The 20,542-nt window shown below is 65.8% G+C and carries 18 protein-coding genes; 9 read left to right on the forward strand and 9 right to left on the reverse strand.

All coding sequences use genetic code 11. From position 1 onward, the window contains the following. Positions 1-138 precede the first annotated feature (138 nt). On the reverse strand, positions 139-327 hold the full coding sequence (locus LXM94_RS15185) for a hypothetical protein (protein WP_235772311.1): 189 nt from the start codon (positions 325-327) through the stop codon (positions 139-141). Next, the gene (locus LXM94_RS15190; protein WP_235772312.1) at positions 324-1,769 is read right to left on the reverse strand and encodes an APC family permease; all 1,446 of its coding nucleotides are present in this window, start codon (positions 1,767-1,769) and stop codon (positions 324-326) included. The genes LXM94_RS15185 and LXM94_RS15190 overlap by 4 nt, the downstream gene beginning before the upstream one ends. Positions 1,770-1,874: 105 nt before the next feature. Here LXM94_RS15190 and LXM94_RS15195 point away from each other — a divergent pair, with 105 nt between their 5' ends. After that, positions 1,875-2,939: an AraC family transcriptional regulator gene (locus LXM94_RS15195; RefSeq protein ID WP_235772313.1), complete on the forward strand. Its 1,065-nt coding sequence runs from the start codon at positions 1,875-1,877 to the stop codon at positions 2,937-2,939. Here the strand turns inward: LXM94_RS15195 and ccmB are convergent. After that, entirely contained in the window at positions 2,920-3,579 is a 660-nt protein-coding gene (gene ccmB / locus LXM94_RS15200; RefSeq protein WP_235772314.1) for a heme exporter protein CcmB, read from the reverse strand. The two genes, LXM94_RS15195 and ccmB, sit on opposite strands and share 20 nt — an antisense overlap. A gap of 217 nt (positions 3,580-3,796) precedes the next feature. Beyond that, entirely contained in the window at positions 3,797-4,438 is a 642-nt protein-coding gene (ccmA, locus tag LXM94_RS15205) for a heme ABC exporter ATP-binding protein CcmA (protein WP_235772315.1), read from the reverse strand. A gap of 264 nt (positions 4,439-4,702) precedes the next feature. On the opposite strand from ccmA, the gene acnA reads away from it, so the two are divergent. From acnA to LXM94_RS15220, 3 genes are all read left to right on the forward strand, one after another. Next, the gene (acnA, locus tag LXM94_RS15210) at positions 4,703-7,396 is read left to right on the forward strand and encodes an aconitate hydratase AcnA (protein WP_235772316.1); all 2,694 of its coding nucleotides are present in this window, start codon (positions 4,703-4,705) and stop codon (positions 7,394-7,396) included. 167 nt (positions 7,397-7,563) lie between these two features. Next, positions 7,564-8,325, forward strand: a complete 762-nt coding sequence (locus LXM94_RS15215) for a DUF1223 domain-containing protein (protein ID WP_235772317.1) — start codon at positions 7,564-7,566, stop codon at positions 8,323-8,325. Between the two features lie 357 nt (positions 8,326-8,682). After that, positions 8,683-9,078, forward strand: coding sequence for a DUF2794 domain-containing protein (locus LXM94_RS15220; protein WP_235772318.1), 396 nt, complete (start codon positions 8,683-8,685; stop codon positions 9,076-9,078). 19 nt (positions 9,079-9,097) lie between these two features. Here the strand turns inward: LXM94_RS15220 and LXM94_RS15225 are convergent, their stop codons facing one another. Continuing rightward, complete coding sequence (locus tag LXM94_RS15225; protein ID WP_235772319.1) at positions 9,098-9,652, reverse strand: GNAT family N-acetyltransferase; 555 nt, start codon at positions 9,650-9,652, stop codon at positions 9,098-9,100. 243 nt (positions 9,653-9,895) lie between these two features. Here LXM94_RS15225 and LXM94_RS15230 point away from each other — a divergent pair, with 243 nt between their 5' ends. The 3 genes from LXM94_RS15230 (at position 9,896) to LXM94_RS15240 (ending at position 12,214) form a co-directional block, all read left to right on the forward strand. Beyond that, complete coding sequence (locus LXM94_RS15230; RefSeq protein WP_235772320.1) at positions 9,896-10,672, forward strand: amino acid ABC transporter substrate-binding protein; 777 nt, start codon at positions 9,896-9,898, stop codon at positions 10,670-10,672. Between the two features lie 103 nt (positions 10,673-10,775). Continuing rightward, positions 10,776-11,456, forward strand: a complete 681-nt coding sequence (locus tag LXM94_RS15235; RefSeq protein ID WP_235772321.1) for an amino acid ABC transporter permease — start codon at positions 10,776-10,778, stop codon at positions 11,454-11,456. Further along, positions 11,453-12,214 (forward strand): amino acid ABC transporter ATP-binding protein, encoded by a 762-nt coding sequence (locus LXM94_RS15240; RefSeq protein ID WP_235772322.1) that lies wholly within the window; start codon positions 11,453-11,455, stop codon positions 12,212-12,214. Before LXM94_RS15235 ends, LXM94_RS15240 begins: the two co-directional genes overlap by 4 nt. 82 nt (positions 12,215-12,296) lie before the next feature. On the opposite strand, the gene LXM94_RS15245 is transcribed toward LXM94_RS15240, so the two are convergent. Together LXM94_RS15245 and LXM94_RS15250 are read right to left on the reverse strand one after the other, a co-directional pair. Next, positions 12,297-12,725: a VOC family protein gene (locus tag LXM94_RS15245; protein WP_235772323.1), complete on the reverse strand. Its 429-nt coding sequence runs from the start codon at positions 12,723-12,725 to the stop codon at positions 12,297-12,299. Between the two features lie 156 nt (positions 12,726-12,881). Further along, a complete protein-coding gene (locus LXM94_RS15250; RefSeq protein WP_235772324.1) occupies positions 12,882-13,244 on the reverse strand; it encodes a cupin domain-containing protein in 363 nt (120 codons plus the stop codon). Between the two features lie 167 nt (positions 13,245-13,411). Between LXM94_RS15250 and LXM94_RS15255 the strand changes: the two genes are divergently transcribed. After that, positions 13,412-13,966 carry a MarR family winged helix-turn-helix transcriptional regulator gene (locus LXM94_RS15255; protein WP_235772325.1) on the forward strand — a complete coding sequence of 185 codons (555 nt, stop codon included), beginning with the start codon at positions 13,412-13,414 and terminating at the stop codon, positions 13,964-13,966. Positions 13,967-14,030: 64 nt separating this feature from the next. Here LXM94_RS15255 and pyc read toward each other — a convergent pair whose 3' ends face one another. Together pyc and LXM94_RS15265 are read right to left on the reverse strand one after the other, a co-directional pair. Beyond that, the gene (gene pyc / locus LXM94_RS15260) at positions 14,031-17,486 is read right to left on the reverse strand and encodes a pyruvate carboxylase (RefSeq protein ID WP_235772326.1); all 3,456 of its coding nucleotides are present in this window, start codon (positions 17,484-17,486) and stop codon (positions 14,031-14,033) included. Positions 17,487-17,601: 115 nt separating this feature from the next. Continuing rightward, complete coding sequence (locus tag LXM94_RS15265) at positions 17,602-18,342, reverse strand: helix-turn-helix transcriptional regulator (protein ID WP_235772327.1); 741 nt, start codon at positions 18,340-18,342, stop codon at positions 17,602-17,604. Positions 18,343-18,626: 284 nt separating this feature from the next. On the opposite strand from LXM94_RS15265, the gene LXM94_RS15270 reads away from it, so the two are divergent. Continuing rightward, positions 18,627-20,384 (forward strand): glucan ABC transporter ATP-binding protein/ permease, encoded by a 1,758-nt coding sequence (locus tag LXM94_RS15270; protein WP_235772328.1) that lies wholly within the window; start codon positions 18,627-18,629, stop codon positions 20,382-20,384. Positions 20,385-20,542 lie beyond the last annotated feature (158 nt).

Consider the following 20,542-nt stretch of genomic DNA (forward strand, 5'->3'; position numbering starts at 1 on the left):
TCAGGAAGGCGACGGCGGCGGCGATCTCGCCGAGGCCAAGCGGATCGAGCGGATGGGTCTTGGTGATGACGGCGTCCATGGGAAACCTTTCCGGAGGGGTGGGGCGGCGCGTCGGCGCGCCGCCGGGGGTCGCTGTGGTCAGGGCGCGAGGCGGCGCGCGCAGATGTCCTCGATGCCGGCCATCACCGCTTCGCCATGCAGGCAGAGGACGTCGCAGAGGAGGTGCGGAGGTGCGGCGGCCAAAACCAGGCAGAGTGTCGCCAGCGCCGGCAGGAGGACCGCCGCGAGGCGGTCCGGGCCGGTCGTGCCATGAAGCGCGGCGATCATTCGAAGGCCTTTCCGAGCGCGGCGTAGAGCTCTGGGCGGGTCCGGGCGATCTGCATCGCGAAGGCCGCGCCGAGGAGCCCCACGAGCGCGATCAGATAGGGGAAGGCGGCGACGACCAGGCTGTCGCTGCCGGAAAGCAGCGGCAGGTTGGAAACGACCAGCAGCAGCGCGCCGGCAAGGCCGAAGAAAGCGACGGCAGGCGCCACCGTCGTCGTCAGGATGCCATGGCCGGAGGCGTTCCTGCGGAAGAACAGGATGACCGCGATCGAAACCAGCGCCTGCACGGCGAGGATGCCGATCACCGCCAGCGCCGACATCCAGGAGAAGACGACCGCATAGGGATCGGCGCCGCCGAGCACGAAGGCGGCCAGGATGACGGCCGCGAGCGCGCTCTGCAGCATGCCGGCGACGAAGGGCGAGCCGTGTTTCGCATGCACCGAACCGAGGCCCTTCGGCGCGATGCCCTCCCGGCCGAGGGCGAAGAAGTAGCGGTTGAGCGTGTTGTGGAAGGAGAGCACGCAGGCAAACAGGCTGGTGATGAGCAGCACGTTCATCACCTGCGACGACCACGGGCCGAGCACCGCGTCCGAGGCGGCGAAATAGAAGGTCTCGAGACCGGCAGCGGCCGTCTCCTGCACCTTGGACGGTCCGTAGAACTGCACGATCGCCCAGGTCGAGAAGGCGTAGAAGACCATGATCAGCAGCACGGCGACATAGGTTGCGCGCGGAATGGTCCTTTCGGGGTTTTCCGCTTCCTCGCCGAAGATCGCCGTCGCCTCGAAGCCGATGAAGGAGCCGACGACGAAGACCAGTGCGACGCCGAGTCCCGGCGCGAAGACGGAGGACGGTGCGAAGGCCGAGAGGCCGATCCCCTCGGGTGCGCTGCCGGAAAACAGGATGCCGAGGTCGAGCAGCAGCAGGACGGCGATCTCGGCGATCATGCAGACGCCGAGGATGGCGCCGGAAAAGGCGATGTTGCGCTGGCCGCAGACATGCACGACCGCGAGCGCGGCAAAGGCCCAGACCCACCAGGCAAGATCGAGGCCGAGCGGCGCGACGGCACCCGCCATGAAGACGCCGAAAAGCGCATAGACCGCGATCTGCACCGCGCTGTAGGTGACGAGCGCCATCAGCGCGCCGCCGACGCCCGCCGGTTTGCCGATGCCCTGGGCAATATAGGTGTAGAAGGCGCCCGCCCCGCCGACATGGCGCGCCATTGCCGTGAAGCCGACGGAGAAGACGAGATAGAGCAGGCCGGCCAGCACGAAGGCGCCCGGCACGCCCGCCCCGTTGCCGAAGGCGAAGGCAGCGGGCGAGGCGCCCACCACGGCCGTCAGCGGCGCGGCCGCCGCGACGACGAAAAACACGATATGGGCAAGGCCCACCGAATTCTTGGCGAGCCGGTCGGGCGCGGCCATCGGCATGCTGGCTTCGACAGTCATGGGAACCCCTCTTTCTTGTCGTTCGTCAAGAAGGGTAGGTGCGCCCGTCTGGCCTCGAAATTGCGTGTTGCGTCAATGATTCGATAAACCGCGCCACGGATGCCCATGAAGACGGCAAATTCGGCAGATGCCCTACTTTCAGCCAACCGGCTGCCCACCGTCGCGTCGATTCGCGCCTCCGTGCTCGCCTCGCTCGTGCATTTCATCGACCGGAAGTCCGGAAAGACCGACCTTCTGCTGGCGAAACACGGCATTCTGCGCTCGCAGCTCGATGATCCCTATGCCGTCGTGCCGATGGCGCGCTATGTCGCCTTCTTCGAGGATGCCGCAGCGGTGCTCGGCGATCCGGCGTTCGGCGCCCGCCTCGGCACATTCTCCAAGCCGGCCGATATCGGCCCGATCGGCGTGCTCGTCTCCATTTCACCGACGATCGAGAGCGGCTTCCGACGGCTCGCGAAATACGTGACCGCGGTGCAGGGCGCGACCAGTTCGGGCGTGATCGCCGAGAACGGCACCGTGCTGTGGACCTATCAGCTTGTCGACCGGGCGCTGTGGCCGCGCCGGCAGGACAGCGAATTCACGCTCGCCGTCACCTGCCAGCTGCTGCGCACCTGCTTCTCGCGCGGCTTCCGGCCGCTGGAGATCCGCTTCGAGCATCCCGCGCCGCGCGATACCGGGGCGCTCGAGCGCATCTTCCGCGCGCCGCTCCGGTTCGGCCAGCCGGCGAACGCGCTCGTCGTCGCGGAGGCGGATGCGCGGCGCCTCTACCGGACGGAGGATGCCGGCCTGTCGGCCGTGCTGGAGCGCCATATCGCCGACCATCTGGGCGAAACCGATTCCGGCGAGGGGATCGCCCGCAAGGTCCTGCACCTGATCGGCATCTACCTGACCCACAAGCCGATCACCATCGCAACCATGGCCGCCGAACTCGGCCTGTCGCCGCGCACGCTGCAGCGGCGGCTCGCCGAGGAGGGCACGTCGCTGCGCGAGCTCCTGCGGCAGCATCGCCGCACGCTCGCCGCGCTTCACCTCGCCGCGGGGCGGGTCACGAAAAAGCACCTCGCCGAGACGCTCGGCTATGCCGACCAGACCGTCTTCTGGCGTGCGGCACGGTCCTGGGGGCACGACGGCACGACGACGACCGGATCCGTCAGTCGGCGCCGCTCCTGAGCGCCGCCGCCGCCGCGAGCGGACCGAGGACGGCGAAGAACAGGGTGATCGCGGACAGGATCATGAAGGGCGGCAGGAAGGGCGCGGGGTCCTCGACCGCCGCATAGACCGCACTGACCCCGAAGATCAGCACCGGGATCGCCAGCGGCAGCACGAGGATCGAGACGAGCAGCCCGCCGCGCGGCAGCGATACGGCGACCGCTGCGCCGACGGCGCCGATGAAGGTGATAGCCGGCGTGCCGACGACGAGCGTCAGCATCGTCGCGCCGATCGCGACCTCGTCCATGTTCATGAAGAGGCCGAGCAGCGGGGCTGCGACGACGAGCGGCAGGCCGGTCGCGACCCAGTGCGCCAGGCACTTGACGAGCACGGTCAGGACGAGCGGCGTTTCCTGCATCAGCAGCAGGTCGAGCGAACCGTCCTCGCGCTCCGCCTGGAACAGCCGGTCGAGCCCGAGAAGCGAGGCGAGCAGCGCGCCGATCCAGAGAACGGCCGGCCCGATGCGGGCAAGCAGGTTGAGGTCCGGCCCGACGCCGAAGGGAATGACCGCGACGACCGTCATGAAGAACAGCACGCCGATCATCGCCCCGCCGCCGGCGCGCACGGAGAGCCTGAGGTCGCGCAAAAGGAGGGCGGTCATGCCGATGCTCCAGCGCTGGAAGAACGCAAGACCCCCTCCCCAACCCCACCCCACAAGGGGGAGGGGCCAACTTGCCGCACCCCTGGCAGCAGAAAATCAAGGCTTTTGCTTCTGTCAGCGCCGCCACCGATCGAAACGTTACGGACGCGATGTGACAGTTCCGCGAGGAAGCCCCTCCCCCTTGTGGGGAGGGGTTGGCGAAGGGGCCTTAACCGGATCACCACACGCTCTCCGCCGCGCCTGCAAAGCCCGTCATCCGCAGCTCCTCCCCCCCCTCCAGGCCCAGCGGCTGGTGGGTCGCGGCAAGCGCCAGCCCGCCCTTCTTCAGGTGCTCCGTCACAAGCGCTGCGAACATCGTTTCGGCTGCCGCATCGAGCGCCGCGGTCGGCTCGTCGAGGATCCAGACTGGCCGCGACGCGACGAGCAGCTTCGCCATCGCCATGCGCCGCTGCTGGCCGGCCGACAGATAGCCGAAGGGCAGGTGGGCAATGCCACCGAGGCCGACTGCCTCGGTGGCCGCGGCAACCGACAGGGCCGTGCCGCCCGGCCAGTCGCCGAGGAAGCGTTTCCAGAAGGCGAGATTTTCCTCGACCGTCAACTCGCGCTTCATCGCGTTGCGGTGGCCGAGATAGTGGCAGGCCTCCGCCACCCGTCCCGCCGGCTCCGGACGTCCGTCGAGCCGCACGCGTCCCGCTTCGGCCGGCAGGAGACCCGCGACGACGCGCAACAGCGTCGACTTGCCGGAACCGTTCGGGCCTTTCACGACCAGCGCCGCGCCGGCCTCGACCGCAAAGGTGACGTCGTGAAAAATGAGGTCCTCGCCCCGTCTCGCGCCGAGGCCCTCCGCAGTAAGGCGCATGCCGTTGACTTTCCGTTACGACCTTGGTCGCATTGCAAAAAAATGTCCCGAAATGCTCCCGGACACTCTGGAACCCGCCTTGGAAATTATCTATAAGGCGGCAGTTACGCCAGCGGTCGGCGTTAATTTCATTCTAGCGCCGAACACGGGCATTGTTCTCGGGTACGGACAGCGGAAATGGCCGCACCCGCATCCCATACCGCGCTTATGCGTGCAGGGCGTTCGTACGTCATGTTTTGGCGATCAGACGAAGCGGGGTAAAAGGTGTCCAGATCCCTAGACAGTTTCAAGTGTCGTTCGGTCCTCTCGGTGGGGGGCACCGACTATGTGTATTACAGCCTGCCGAAGGCGGAGGCGAACGGCCTTGCCGGCGTATCGAAGCTTCCCTATTCGATGAAGGTGCTCCTGGAGAACCTGCTGCGCTTCGAGGACGGGCGGACGGTGACGAAGGAGCACATTCTCGGCGTCGTCGACTGGCTGTCGAACCGGGGCACGGTGGAAAACGAGATCGCCTATCGCCCGGCGCGCGTTCTGATGCAGGACTTTACCGGCGTTCCGGCGGTGGTGGATCTGGCGGCGATGCGCGACGCGATGGTGTCGCTCGGCGGCGATCCGGAGAAGATCAACCCGCTCGTTCCCGTCGACCTCGTCATCGACCATTCGGTGATCGTCGACGAGTTCGGCACGGCGACGGCCTTTGCCCGCAACGTCGAGCTTGAATACGCGCGCAACGGCGAGCGCTACCGGTTCCTGAAGTGGGGCCAGCAGGCCTTCAAGAACTTCCGCGTCGTGCCGCCCGGCACGGGCATCTGTCACCAGGTCAATCTCGAATATCTCGGCCAGACGGTCTGGACGAAGGACGAGGACGGCGAGACGATCGCCTATCCGGACACCTGCGTCGGCACCGACAGCCACACGACGATGATCAACGGGCTTGGCGTTCTCGGCTGGGGTGTCGGCGGCATCGAGGCGGAGGCGGCCATGCTCGGCCAGCCGGTGTCGATGCTTTTGCCGGAGGTGATCGGCTTCAGGCTGACCGGCAAGCTCAAGGAAGGCGTCACGGCGACCGACCTCGTGCTGATGGTCGTGCAGATGCTGCGCAAGAAGGGCGTGGTGTCGAAGTTCGTCGAGTTCTTCGGTGACGGCCTCGACAACATGACGCTTGCCGACCGCGCGACGATCGGCAACATGGGCCCGGAATACGGCGCCACCTGCGGCTTCTTCCCGGTCGATGCCGAGACGATCAACTACCTGACGATGTCGGGCCGTGAAGAGAGCCGCATCGCGCTGGTCGAGGCCTATTCGAAGGCGCAGGGCATGTGGCGCGACGGCGACGGCGCCGACCTCGTCTTCACCGACACGCTGGAGCTGAGCTTGAGCGACGTGGTGCCGGCGATGGCCGGTCCGAAGCGTCCGGAAGGCCGCGTGCCGCTCGAAAACATCGCGTCTGGCTTCGCGAGCGCCATGGAGGCCGACTACAAGAAGCCGGGCCAGCTTGCCAACCGCTATGCGGTCGAGGGCACGGATTACGACCTCGGCCACGGCGACGTGGCGATCGCCGCGATCACGTCGTGCACCAACACGTCGAACCCCTCGGTGCTGATCGCCGCCGGGCTGCTGGCGCGCAACGCGGTGGCCAAGGGCCTGAAGAGCAAGCCCTGGGTGAAGACCTCGCTCGCACCGGGAAGCCAGGTGGTCGGCGAGTATCTGGAAAAGTCCGGCCTGCAGAAGGACCTCGACGCGCTCGGCTTCAACCTGGTCGGCTTCGGCTGCACCACCTGCATCGGCAATTCCGGGCCGCTGCCGGGTCCGGTGTCGAAGACGATCAACGACAAGGGCATCATCGCCGCCGGCGTTCTCTCCGGCAACCGCAACTTCGAGGGCCGCATCTCGCCGGACGTGCAGGCGAACTACCTCGCCTCGCCGCCGCTCGTCGTCGCCTATGCGCTGGCGGGTTCGGTGCAGAAGGACCTGACGACGGAACCGCTCGGTGAAGGCAGCGACGGCAAGCCGGTCTATCTGAAGGACATCTGGCCGTCGTCGCAGGAGATCCAGGACTATATCCTCAAATACGTCACCCGCGCGCTCTATGCCGCCAAATATGCCGACGTCTTCAAGGGCGACGAGAACTGGCAGGCCGTGCAGGTGCCGCCCGGCCAGACCTATGCCTGGGACGACGCCTCGACCTATGTGCAGAACCCGCCCTACTTCGTCGGCATGGGCAGGACCGGTTCGGGCCTCTCCGACATCAGGGGGGCGCGCGTGCTCGGCCTTCTCGGCGACAAGATCACCACCGACCACATCTCGCCGGCCGGTTCGATCAAGGCGGCCTCGCCCGCCGGCGCCTATCTGATGGGCCACGGCGTCGGTGTCGCCGACTTCAACCAGTACGGCACGCGTCGCGGCAATCACGAGGTGATGATGCGCGGCACCTTCGCCAATATCCGCCTGCGCAACCACATGCTCGGCCCGAACGGCAAGGAGGGCGGCTACACGATCCACTATCCGTCCAAGGAGGAGATGTCGATCTACGACGCCGCGATGAAATACAAGGAGGAGGGCGTGCCGCTCGTCATCTTCGCCGGCGTCGAATACGGCAACGGCTCGTCGCGCGACTGGGCGGCCAAGGGCACCAGCCTCTTGGGCGTCAAGGCCGTCATCGCCCAGTCCTTCGAGCGCATCCACCGCTCCAACCTCGTCGGCATGGGCATCGTGCCCTTCACCTTCGAGGACGGCACGACCTGGGCCTCGCTCGACCTCAAGGGCGACGAGACCGTCACCATCGAGGGCCTCGAGGGCGACATCAGGCCGCGCGAGAAGAAGATCGCAAAGCTCACCTATGCCGACGGCACCACGAAGGACATCCCCATCCTCTGCCGCATCGACACCCTCGACGAGGTCACCTACATGAACAACGGCGGCATCCTCCAGACCGTCCTCAGAGACCTCGCCGCCTGACGGAGACGCTGAAAACGCGCCGGGGAGAACACCCCCCCGGCGCAGACCTTTTCCCGGCGTCCGCCGCCGCCTGACTTTCACTCCATCGTGACTTCCTGTTGAAACGTCGAGCGCGTAAGACGATCGGGCGATCGGGGTGCGCCGCCGGTCACGACGTGGATCTTCCGATGCCCAACAAGACGCTCCTTGCAGGCCTGATAGTGACGATCGCCACCGTATCCGGTGCCGTCGCCGCGATCGCCGGTGACGGCCGCGCGGTTCAGGGTGTCGTGGAACTCTTCACCAGCCAGGGCTGCTCCTCCTGTCCCCCCGCCGACAAGGCGCTGGAGGCACTGGCGCGCGAGGGCGACGTGGTGGCGCTCGCCTATCATGTCGACTACTGGAACTATCTCGGCTGGGCCGACACCATGTCGTCGAAGGGCAATACCGAGCGGCAATATGCCTATGCCCGGATGTTCGGGCGCAACAGCGTCTACACGCCCCAGGCCGTGCTCAACGGCCGCGAGCACCTGAACGGCGGCAACCTCAAGGGTATCCGCAACCGGATCGACGGCCTCAATGCCGAAGGCAAGGGCCTCAAGGTCCCGGTCAGCGCGGGCATCAACCAGGACGAGATCCGCATCCGGGTCGGACCGGGGGAGGGCAAGGCGACTATCGTCGTGGCCTATTTCGACCGCGAACGCTCCGTCGAGATCGCCGATGGCGAGAACCGCGGCCGCACCGTCAACTACTGGCACGCCGTGACCGATATCGAGACGATCGGCATGTGGGAGGGCAAGGAGACCAATCTGGTGCTGCCCGCCGCGATGCTTGCCAAGAAGGAGAACGGCGGCTGCGCGATTCTCGTGCAGCGCATGCGTTCGGCGGACACGCCCGGTGCGATTCTGGGCGCAACGGTGCTTCTACCCGAAAAATTGCAGGAAAAATGACGCCCTCCCTCTTGCCGTCTGTTGCGGCGAGGAGGATGAGGGGTGGTCCGGACCGGCTGCTTCGAGGGGCTGGGGCTTGAGGGTTCGAAGGCAGACCGGACCGGACCTGCGAAGCTTCCGGCAACGGAATACAAAGAAGCTTCGACGCGTGCACTCCGATCCGGCCCGTTTTCCCGCACATGCAAAAGCGGGGCGGACGGAGGCAACGCGGCAGACTGTCGTCTGTAATTTGGGCGCGGTTTTGTCTGAAATGCGGCGATGGCGCGTTTTGCGCGCCCGATCGGCCGCCGGTGCTTGCTTTTCAGGCATCCTCAGGCAAACTGTCACTGAGCTGTCAAAGTCGCCTGCGGAGATTCGATGACCGATCAGCCGGATTCGCCCGAGAGTCGGGCCGCGTCTCAGCGAGATACCATCGTTGTCGACTTGCGGGAGTACCGCAGCAGCAAGGACCCTCTGCCGGTCACCTTCCATCGCCGCGAACTCGACGCAATCCTCTGGCTTTACGGCCGCATGGTGGGCGAGGGCGAGTGGCGCGACTATGCGATCGCTCACCTGCGGGAGAAGGCGGTCTTTTCGGTCTTCAAACGCTCCGGCGAAATGCCGCTCTACCGCATCGAGAAGGCCCCGAAACTCGCCGCCAAGCAGGGTGCCTACAGCGTCCTGAACACCCATGGCGTGATCCTGAAGCGCGGCCATGACCTGAAGCAGGTGTTGAAGGTGTTCGACAAGGTGCTGCGGCTCGTCGAGACCTGAACGGTCGCGGCCCCCCGCCTCAGCCGTCCATCGTCGCCGGATAGGCGTCCAGGCGGGGCGCGCTCTGCGAGCCCTCGCCGAGCGGCAGCTGCATGATCACCGTGTCCAGCCAGCGGCCATGCTTGAAGCCGGTCGCCTTCATGACGCCGCCGTGCTCGAAGCCGGCGGACCGGTGCACCGCGATCGACGCGGGATGCGCCCCGCCGATGACGGCCACCATCTGGCGGAAGCCGAGACCCGTCGAGCGTCGCACCAGGTCGTGGAGCAGCGCCTTGCCGACGCCGCGGCCGCGCGCTTCCGGGGCAAGATAGATGGAATCCTCGACGAGCCAGCGATAGGCCGGCCGCGTGCGGAAGGCCGAGGCATAGGCGTAGCCGAGAATGAGGCCGGTCTGCTCGACGGCAACGATATAGGGGTATCCCGATCCCGTGATCGTCGCGAAGCGCCCGCGCATCTCGTCGAAGGAGGGCGGATCGATCTCGTAGGTCGCGACGCCGTTCAGCACGGATTCGCGGTAGATCTCGGTGAAGGCGGCGATGTCGGCGGTGTCGGCGGTGCGGATGATGTAGTTCATGGCGGGTCGGCTTCGCATTTCTCTCGGCCTGTCCTTCTCACAGCGGCCGGGCGGGATCAAGCCGTGCCTTGGCGGCCATCGACGGCGATGCGAACGGCTGCCGCGGAAAAAGCGGGTCCGGCGCAAAATTCTTCATCGGCACGCGCTTCAATTGGTGAATTATACGCTTATCCCGCACGCGTTCCGTGCGACATTCCGCCAAATCCGGACGACGGGCCGGAAACGAAAAACGGAAGAACAACCATGAAATTTTCAACGACAGCCGCAGCGGCAATCGCCGCCCTGCAGATCGTGCTCGCGCAGCCGGCCTCGGCCGGCGAGAACCTCGATCGGATCACCTCCGCCGGCGTGCTCCGCATCGGCACCGAGGGCACCTATGCGCCGTTCACCTATCACGACGCCTCCGGCGCGCTCGTCGGTTTCGACGTGGAGATCGGCGAGGCGGTCGCCGAAAAGCTCGGGGTGAAGCCGGAATTCCTGGAGGGCAAGTGGGACGGGCTGATCGCCGGCCTCGACGCCGACCGCTATGACGTGGTCATCAACCAGGTCGGCATCACCGAGGAGCGCAGGAAAAAATACGACTTCTCCGAGCCCTACATCACCTCCAAGGCCGTGCTGATCGTCAGGGCGGACAACGAGGAGATCAAGGGTTTCGCGGACCTCTCCGGCAAGCGGGCCGCCCAGTCGCTGACGAGCAATTTCGGCAAGCTGGCCGAGGCCTCGGGCGCCGAACTCGTCGGCACGGACGGGTTCGACCAGTCGATCCAGCTCGTGCTGACCGGCCGCGCCGATGCGACGATCAACGACAGCCTCTCCTTCCTCGATTTCAAGAAGCAGAAGCCGGACGCGCCGGTGAAGATCGCCGCGGAGCAGGCCGACGCCGAACATTCCGGCATCATCCTGCGCAAGGGCGATCCGGAACTGCTGGCCGAGATCAACGAGGCGCTGGCCGCGATCAAGGACGACGGCACCTATGACGTCATCGCGCAGAAATATTTCGGCGCCGACGTCTCGAAATGAGGCCGACCGAACAACGACCGGTTTTGTCGCCGGCCGTTCCACGCTATGAAAGCGATCCGTTCCGCATCCGGAACGGATCGGTTGTATCTGAAAGGCTTTCGCCGTGCCGGACTGGCTTCGCTTGATGGCGGATTCGCTGCCGACCCTCTTGTGGGCCGGCCTGGTCTTCACCGTTCCGCTGACGCTGCTCTCCTTCGTGCTCGGGCTTGCGCTCGGTCTGGCGACCGCCGTCGCGCGCCTCTTCGCGCCGGCACCGGTCGCCGCGGTCTTCCGCTTCTATGTCTGGGTCATCCGCGGCACGCCGCTGCTCGTGCAGCTCTTCGTCATCTTCTACGGTCTGCCGAGCCTCGGCATCCTGCTCGACGCCTTCCCGGCGGCGCTGATCGGCTTCACGCTCAATGTCGGCGCCTATTCCTCCGAGATCGTGCGCGCCGCCATCTCGTCCGTGGCGCGTGGCCAGTGGGAGGCGGCCTATTCGATCGGCATGAGCTGGAGCCAGGCGATGCGGCGCACCATCCTGCCGCAGGCGACGCGTGTCGCCGTGCCGCCGCTCTCCAACACCTTCATATCGCTCGTCAAGGACACCTCGCTTGCCGCCGCCATCACCGTGCCGGAGCTGTTCCAGACGGCACAACGCATCGTCGCCACCAGCTATGAGCCGCTGATCCTTTATATCGAGGCGGCACTGATCTATCTCGCGATGAGTTCCGTGCTTTCGGTGCTGCAGGCGCGGCTCGAGCGTCGCTTCGCCCGCTATGGCGGCTTTCTGGAGGCGCGCGCGTGATCGAGCTTTCCAATATCGAGAAGCGTTTCGGCGACGCGGTCGTGCTCAAAGACATATCGCTGACCCTGGCGGAGGGTACGGTGACCGCGCTTGTCGGCCCGTCCGGCGGCGGCAAGAGCACGCTGCTGCGCTGCGTCAATCTGCTGGAAATTCCGACCGCCGGCTCCATCCGGCTCGGCTCGGAGCGGCTGGACTTCGCGCCCGGCCGCAAGGTCGGCTGGCCGGCGATCCAGAAGTTCCGCCGCCAGACCGGCATGGTCTTCCAGAATTTCCAGCTCTTCCCGCACCAGACCGCCATCGGCAACGTGATGGAAGGGCTCGTCACCGTGCTGAAATGGCCCGCCGACAAGGCGAAGGCACGGGCGATGGAACTGCTCGAGAAGGTCGGCATGGCGCACAAGGCCGATGCCTGGCCGGCGACGCTCTCCGGCGGCCAGCAGCAGCGCGTGGCGATCGCCCGGGCGCTCGCCCCCTCGCCACGCGTGCTGCTCTGCGACGAGCCGACCTCGGCGCTCGATCCGGAACTGGCGGAGGAGGTGGTCGAAGTGCTCGGCCGGCTTGCCCGGGAGGGCACGACCATGGTGATGGCGACGCATGACCTCAGGCTCGCTTCGCGCGTTGCCGATCAGGTGATCTTTCTGGACGGCGGCGTCATCGTCGAAAGCGGCCCGCCCCGCGCCCTGTTCTCCGCGCCGGAACGGGAGCGAACGCGGAAATTCATCGCCTCGCTGAGCGCGCCGCTGAGCTACGACATCTGATCGCCGTTGCCGCACCGCAGACGGACCGCGAAGTCCTGTCTCCCCGCGATCCGCACAGTTGCAAATTCCGCCTTGGGCTTCGTCAGACCGGATCGGTCTGGTCCGCGCCCGTTGCGGCTGACATGTCCATCCAGGCGGGCTTGAAGACGTGACTGTCCGGATCCTCGAAGCTCCGGATATACAGGAAGCCCATGTCCTGCGGCGCGCGGCTGTCGGCCTTTCCGCCTGCGGCGCCGGCAGTTTCGGTGATCGCGTCCACCTCCTCGCGGCTGTCGCGCGACAGCGCGATCAGCATGCCGACGGCATCATGCGCCGTCGCAACGGGCCGGGTCGCGAAGGTCGAAAAATACGCCCGCGTCAGGAGCTGGAAGGTGATCGTGTCCGACCAGACCATGGACGCGGCCCTTTCGTCGCTGAACCGCTCGTTCTTCTCGCAGCCGATCGCCTCGTAGAAGCGGGTCGAAACAGCAAGATCGCTCACCGGCAGATTGATGAAGATCATCCTGGGCATTGCAATTCTCTCTAGAGACCGTTTTGAAACTGCGTGATGGCTGTCTGCGAATGGCGTTTTTCTGCGCTCCGATGCTCTCGTCCTTGGTGTACGCTCCGCTTCGGCGCTCGAAAAAAGCCATTTTTGACTCGCCCTGACGCATTTCAAAACGGTCTCTTATGGCTCCTGAAGAGCGGGGTCGGCGCACACAAGGTCCTGCACGATCGTCTCGCCGGGGTGAATGCAGACCAGTTCCAGCCGCCCGGAACCGACATTTTCGAAGCGATGCGGGATGTTGGCGGCGGCGACGACGATGTCTCCCGGAAAGGCGCGCGCCGTCTCGCCACCCACCGTGAACTCGGCTTCGCCCTTCCGGACGATCCACGTTTCCGGATAGGGGTGCAGGTGCAGGGCGGAGCCCTGTCCCGGTTCGTTGTCGACCAGGAAGAACGACACGGGGCCGCCGAGGTCGCGCCCCTCGAAGCGGACGGTGCGGCTCTGGCCCGGCCGCGGTTCCTGATGGCGCTGGATATGAAACATTGCGTCTTCCTTTGCCGCTACTCACGAATGCAATCTATCTTCACGGGAAGATATGTGGTGGAAAATTGTCTTCTCGTCAAGATATATTTCTTCCCGTCGAGATACCTTTTGCGCCCCCCGGCGGCAAAGTATATGATCCGATTGCACAATCGGCAGTCGGGGCAGGCATGAAAGACGAACAGAGCGAATACGCGGCGGAGGACCATGTGGACCGGCTGTGCCGCCAATGGGCGCGGGAACTGCCCGGTCTCGACACGGAGCCCATGGCGATCCTCGGCCGGGCGTTCCGACTCGGCAACCTGGTGCGCCCCAGCATCGAGACAACCTTCGCCGGCTTCGGCCTCGACCGCGGCGAATTCGACGTGATCGCGACGCTCCGCCGTTCCGGCCCGCCCTATCGGCTGACGCCCACGGACATGTATTCCACGCTGATGATCTCCTCGGGGGGCCTGACCCATCGATTGGACCGGCTGGAAAAGGCAGGCCTCATCCGCCGCGAGAAATCGCCGCACGACGGGCGCAGCGTAGAGGTGGCTCTGACGGAGGCGGGTGCAGCGCGTGCGGAGGATGCCTTCCGTACCGACATGGCAAGCGAGGCCGCCTTCCTCGAGGAACTGAATGCCGGGGAGCGCGCAACGCTTGCCGCCCTCCTTCGCAAGCTCGTCGGCGGCATCGAGCGTGCATCCGCGCGAAACGGCGATCCGAACGCCGGCGCGGCCTGACAGCGCCGGGCCGGCGCGACGCCATCAGGCTCGATACCGTTCGGCCATCGGGATTGCCGCGACCTCAGCCGTAGACGATCAGCAGGTCCTTGGCATCGATCTGGTCGCCGGCGCGGACGAGGACTTCGGCGATCGTGCCATCCTTCTCGGCATGCAGCGCCGTTTCCATTTTCATCGCCTCGATGGAGAGCAGCACGTCGCCGGCCTTGACGGCCTGGCCGGCCGCTGCGGCGACCGTCGAGATGACGCCCGGCATCGGCGCGCCGAGATGGGCGGGGTTGCCGGCTTCCGCCTTGCGGCGCACGCCATTCGCCGCACCGCGGTTGCGGTCCGGTACCTTGATCGGCCGCGGCTGGCCATTGAGCTCGAAGAACACCTTGACCATGCCCTTCTCGTCGACATCGCCCCGCGTCTGATTGAGCACGACCAGCGTCTTGCCCTTCTCGATCTCGGCAAAGAGCTCCTCTCCGGTGCCGAGCCCGTAGAAATAGGCGGGCGTCGGCAGGACGCTGACGGGACCGTAGGTCTCGGCGGCAAGCGCGTAGTCGGTGAAGACCTTGGGATACATGAGGTAGGAGGCGAACTCGAAATCAGTGACCTTGCGTTCGAGCTTGTCCTCGATCGCCTTGCGTTCGGCGTCGAGATCGGCCGGCGGCAGCAGGGAACCCGGCACGGCCGTATAGGCCGCCTCGCCCTTCAGCGCCTTCTTTTGCAGCGCCTCCGGCCATCCGCCCGGCGGCTGGCCGAGATCACCCTTGAGCATCGAGACGACCGATTCCGGGAAGGAGACGTCCCTGCCGGGGCTGACCACGTCGGCGACCGTCAGGTCCTGGCTGACCATCATCAGCGCCATGTCGCCGACGACCTTGGAGGACGGCGTGACCTTGACGATATCCCCGAACATCTGGTTGGCGTCGGCATAGGCTTGCGCCACCTCGTGCCAGCGGGTCTCGAGGCCGAGCGAGCGGGCCTGCTCCTTGAGGTTGGTGAACTGGCCGCCCGGCATTTCGTGCAGGTACACCTCCGAGGCCGGCCCCTTGAGGTCGCTCTCGAAGGCGGCGTATTGGTGGCGCACGGCCTCCCAGTAGAAGGAGATGCGGCGGATCCATTGCGGGTCCAGTCCCGGATCGCGCTCGGACCCCTTGAGCGCCTCGACGATCGAGCCGAGACAGGGCTGCGACGTGTTGCCCGAAAAGGCGTCCATCGCCGCGTCGACCACGTCGACGCCTGCTTCCACGGCGGCGAGCACGGTCGCGGCCGCGATGCCGGACGTGTCGTGCGTATGGAAATGGATCGGCAGATCCGTCGCCTCCCGCAGCGTCTTGAAGAGGACGCGCGCCGCGGCGGGTTTCAGCAGGCCGGCCATGTCCTTGACGGCAATCATGTGGGCGCCGGCCTTTTCCAATTCCTCGGCCAGCGCGACGTAATATTTGAGGTCGTATTTCGGCCGGGCCGCGCTCAGGAGATCGCCCGTATAGCAGATGGCCGCCTCGCAGATCCGCCCCTCTTCGGCGACCGCGTCCATCGAGACGCGCATGTTCTCGACCCAGTTGAGGCAGTCGAAGACCCGGAAGACATCGATGCCGCCCTTCGCCGCCTGGCGGACAAAGTACTTCACGACGTTGTCGGGGTAGTTCTTGTAGCCGACGCCGTTGGCGCCGCGCAGCAGCATCTGCAGCAGCAGGTTCGGCGCACCCTCGCGCACCAGCGCCAGCCGCTCCCACGGATCTTCCGTCAGGAAGCGCATGGCGACGTCGAAGGTAGCGCCACCCCAGCATTCGAGCGAGAAGAGCTGCGGCAGCGCGCGGGCATAGGTGCCGGAGATGCGCGCGATGTCATAGGTGCGCATGCGGGTCGCGAGCAGCGACTGGTGGCCGTCGCGCATCGTCGTGTCGGTGAGCAGCACCTGGCTCTGGCTGCGCACCCATTCGGCGAACTTCTTCGGGCCGAGTTCGTCGAGGAGCTGCTTGGTCCCCGGCTGGATCGCGCCCTCGATGAACGGCACGACGGGCGACGCGATGTCGTCGTTCGGCGTCGGCCGGCCCTTCGCCTCCGGATGGCCGTTGACCGTGACGTCGGCGAGATAGGTCAGGAGCTTCGTGGCGCGGTCCTGGCGCCGCACCTGCTGAAACAGTTCCGGTGTCGTGTCGATGAAACGCGTCGTGTAGCTGTTGTCGCGGAACTTCGGATGGCCGATGATCGCCTCGAGGAACGTGAGATTGGTCGCAACGCCGCGGATGCGGAACTCGCGCAACGCGCGGTCCATCCGGCGGATCGCCTCCTCCGGGGTCGGCGCCCAGGCCGTGACCTTCTCGAGCAGCGGATCGTAGAAGCGCGTAATCACAGCGCCGGAATAGGCCGTGCCGCCGTCGAGGCGGATGCCGAAGCCGGTGGCGCCCCGATAGGCGGTGATGCGGCCGTAATCCGGGATGAAGTTCTGTTCCGGATCCTCGGTCGTGATGCGGCACTGAAGCGCATGGCCGTTGAGGCGGATATCTTCCTGGGCGGGCACGCCCGATTCCGGCGTGCCGATCGCGAAGCCGTCGAGGATATGGATCTGCGCCTTGACGATGTCGATGCCGGTCACCTCCTCGGTGACGGTGTGTTCGACCTGGATGCGCGGATTGACCTCGATGAAGTAGAACTTGTTCGTGTCGGAATCCATCAGGTATTCGACGGTGCCGGCGCCGATATAGTTCGTCGCCTCGGCGATCCGCAGCGAATAGGACGCAAGCTCCTGCCGCTGCGCTTCGTTGAGATAGGGCGCCGGGGCACGCTCGACGACCTTCTGGTTGCGCCGCTGGATCGAGCAGTCCCGCTCGAACAGATGGACCGCATTGCCGTGCGTGTCGCCGAGGATCTGGCTTTCGACGTGGCGCGCGCGTTCGACGAGCTTTTCGAGATAGACCTCGTCCTTGCCGAAAGCGGCCTTCGCCTCGCGCTTGGCCTCCGTCACCTCGCGGATCAGGTCCTTCGGGTCACGGATCGCGCGCATGCCGCGTCCGCCGCCGCCCCAGGATGCCTTCAGCATCACCGGATAGCCGATCTCGTCCGCGAGCCGCCTGATCTCTTCGGGATCGTCCGGCAGCGGATCGGTGGCCGGCACGACCGGCACGCCGATCGAGATCGCGAGATTGCGCGCGGCCACCTTGTTGCCGAGCTGGCGCATCGTGTCGGGCTTCGGCCCGATGAAGGTGATGCCGGCATCGGCGCAGGCATCGGCGAATTCCGGGCTTTCCGACAGCAGGCCGTAGCCCGGATGGATCGCATCGGCGCCGGAAAGCTTGGCGACGCGGATCACTTCGTCGATCGACAGATAGCTCTCGATCGGCCCGAGGTCACGGGCGAGATGCGGCCCGCGGCCGACCTGGTAGCTCTCGTCCGCCTTGAAGCGATGGAGCGCCAGCTTGTCCTCCTCCGCCCATATCGCAACCGTTTTCAAACCCAGTTCATTGGCCGCGCGGAAGACGCGGATGGCGATTTCGGAACGGTTGGCGACAAGGATCTTGGAAATGGGCAAGTCGGACTCCTCATTGACTTGAGACGCGGCCATGTTGCACCGCGAAAGGAATTATTAGCGAGTCAATTTTCGAAGTTCAATTTCGGAAGTGTGCCGCGCGAAAAGATTCGTTTCGTCACGAAACGAGGCCGAGCCGGAAAGAGAGCGCGACGGCGTGGTGGCGGTTCTTGGCCTTCAGCTTGTCCTGCAGGCCGTTCATGTACCAATCGACTGTATGATTGGAGATCTGCAGGACGCGGGCGATCTCGTTGGAGGTCATGCCTTCGGCGAGGTAGCCGAGCGTCTCCATCTCGCGCCGCGTCAGCTGCACGCCGGCATCGGCTGACAGGACCGCAGATTTTTCCGGGTCGGTGAGATCGATGAGCTTCCAGAACAGGACGCGGGCGATGCTGTCGAAGAGTGCGATCTCGACGGCATGCAGGTCGACGGTCCGACCGCCGACCGTTAGGTTGCCGAGCAGGCCCCGGCGCCCGTGCACCGGAAAGATGTAGCCGTCCTCCAGCCCGTTGTTGCGGGCGTCCACCATCATGCGCTCCATGCGCTTGCGGTTCGGATCGCTGCGGAAGGCGCTGAGCGACTCGCGCCAGCGGAAGCCGGCACGCGCATGCCCGAGGTAACGCACGGTCGGATCGATGCCGACGTAACGCTTCTCCAGGTAGATTTCCGGCCACCTGTCCGGCCACCGTCCGGCAAGGACGCGGCTCAGGGGACCGGCATTGGCATGCGGCCGGCGGATCAGCCCGTAATAGTCGAAACCGCAGCGGTCCAGAAGGCGTTCGAATTCGTGGATCGCATCGCGGGGGGAACGCAGTTCCTCCAGCAGCGCCAGGAACTGTACAAGAATGTCAACCTTCATGACGAATGGCCGGCTCCTCTTCCCGCGGCCGAACCGGGCACCGGGAAGCGCTCCCGTGCGCCGCCCGATACCGCCGCAACGTACAGTTGACAGGACTTGTGGCCGGAAATCAACCGGCAATTCCGTTCAGGAGGCGTTCATGCAGCGCCCCGTACAATCCGGGCGTCGATAAGATGTGCGCTGCGGCATGGCCCAGTCCATAGCCGGAACGCAGGGAGAACCGCAAGGGATCGACAGCAGAAAAGCCGACGGCGGCAGCCGCGGCCCGACCGAAAGGTGAAACGGTGTCTTTGTTCCAAGTCTATGCGAGAGCGCTCAGCTATCTCGGCGTTTTCAGGTTCCGTGTCTCGGCTGTCGTCCTGGCCAATATCGTATTGGCGGCCATAACGATCGCCGAACCCGTACTTTTCGGACAGATCATCGACGCGATCTCCGGCAAGCGGGAGGTCACGCCGATCCTCCTGATGTGGGCCGGCCTCGGCGTGTTCAACACGATCGCCTTCGTGCTCGTCGCCCGTGAAGCGGATCGCCTGGCCCATAGCCGCCGCGCCAGCCTCATCACCGAAGCCTTCGGCCGCATCATCTCCATGCCGCTGTCCTGGCACAGCCAGCGCGGCACGTCCAACGCGCTTCACACGCTTCTTCGCGCCTGCGAGACGCTGTTCGGCCTGTGGCTCGAATTCATGCGCACGCATCTGGCGACGGCGATCGCACTCGCCTTGCTTGTGCCCACCGCGTTTGCCATGGATGTCCGCCTGTCCGTCGTGCTCGTCGTGCTCGGTGTGCTCTATGTCATCATCGGCAAGGCTGTGATGGCCAAGACGCGCGACGGCCAGGCCTCCGTCGAGAGCCATTACCATACCGTGTTCGGCCATGTTTCGGACTCGATCAGCAATGTCTCCGTGCTGCACAGCTACAACCGCATCGAGGCCGAGACCCGGCAGCTCAAGCACTTCACCGAACGCTTGATCAGCGCCCAGTTTCCGGTGCTCGACTGGTGGGCGCTCGCGAGCACGCTCAATCGCATGGCCTCCACCATCTCCATGATGGTCATTCTCGTCATCGGCACGGTGCTGGTGCAGCGCGGCGAACTGCGTGTCGGCGAAGTCGTGGCCTTCATCGGCTTCGCCAACCTGCTGATTGGCCGGCTCGACCAGATGAAGGCCTTCGCCACGCAGATCTTCGAGGCGCGCGCCAAGCTGGAGGACTTCTTCGGGCTGGAGGATTCCGTCAGGGAACGCGAGGAGCCGAAGGATGCCGGCGAGCTCGGCGCCGTCCGCGGCAAGGTCGAGTTCCGCGACGTCGGCTTCGAGTTCGGCAGCACCGGACAAGGCGTGAAGGGCGTTTCCTTCGTGGCGGATGCCGGCCAGACCGTTGCCATCGTCGGGCCGACGGGCGCCGGCAAGACGACGCTGGTCAATCTCCTGCAGCGGGTCTACGACCCCGACGAGGGCCAGATTCTCGTCGACGGCGTCGACATCACCACGGTCACCCGCAAATCGCTGCGGCGGTCCATCGCCACCGTCTTCCAGGATGCGGGGCTGCTCAACCGGTCGATCGCCGACAATATCCGCCTCGGCCGCGAGAACGCGACGGAGGACGAGGTGATCGCCGCGGCCGAAGCCGCGGCGGCAAGCGACTTCATCGCCCAGCGCCAGGGCGGCTACGAGACGCATGTCGGCGAACGCGGCAACCGGCTCTCCGGCGGCGAGCGCCAGCGCATCGCGATCGCCCGTGCCATCCTGAAGGACTCGCCGATCCTCGTGCTCGACGAAGCGACGAGCGCGCTCGACGTCGAGACCGAGGCGCGCGTCAAGGCGGCGATCGACAACCTGCGCCGCAACCGCACCACCTTCATCATCGCGCACCGCCTGTCGACGGTGCGCGAAGCGGATCTCGTGATCTTCCTCGATCACGGCCGCATCGAGGAGATGGGCACATTCGACGAGCTCAGCCAGCGCAACGGCCGCTTCGCCGCCCTGTTGCGCGCCAGCGGCATCCTGACGGACGACGATGTCCGCAAGAGCCTGACGGCCGCCTGAGCGCCACAATCCGATCGCATCTCAAAAGGGGCCGGCCGACGCCGGGCCCTTTTTCATTCGCCGTGGATCCTCGCCGGCGCGCCCTGTTCCATCCGGAACATCGCCGGGGCGCCGCCCGTGCGATTGTCCCCTCACCGGACGAGATCGGCTCCTCCGAC

The sequence above is a fragment of the Rhizobium alarense genome (assembly GCF_021555155.1).
Classification (GTDB): Bacteria; Pseudomonadota; Alphaproteobacteria; order Rhizobiales; family Rhizobiaceae; genus Rhizobium_D; species Rhizobium_D alarense.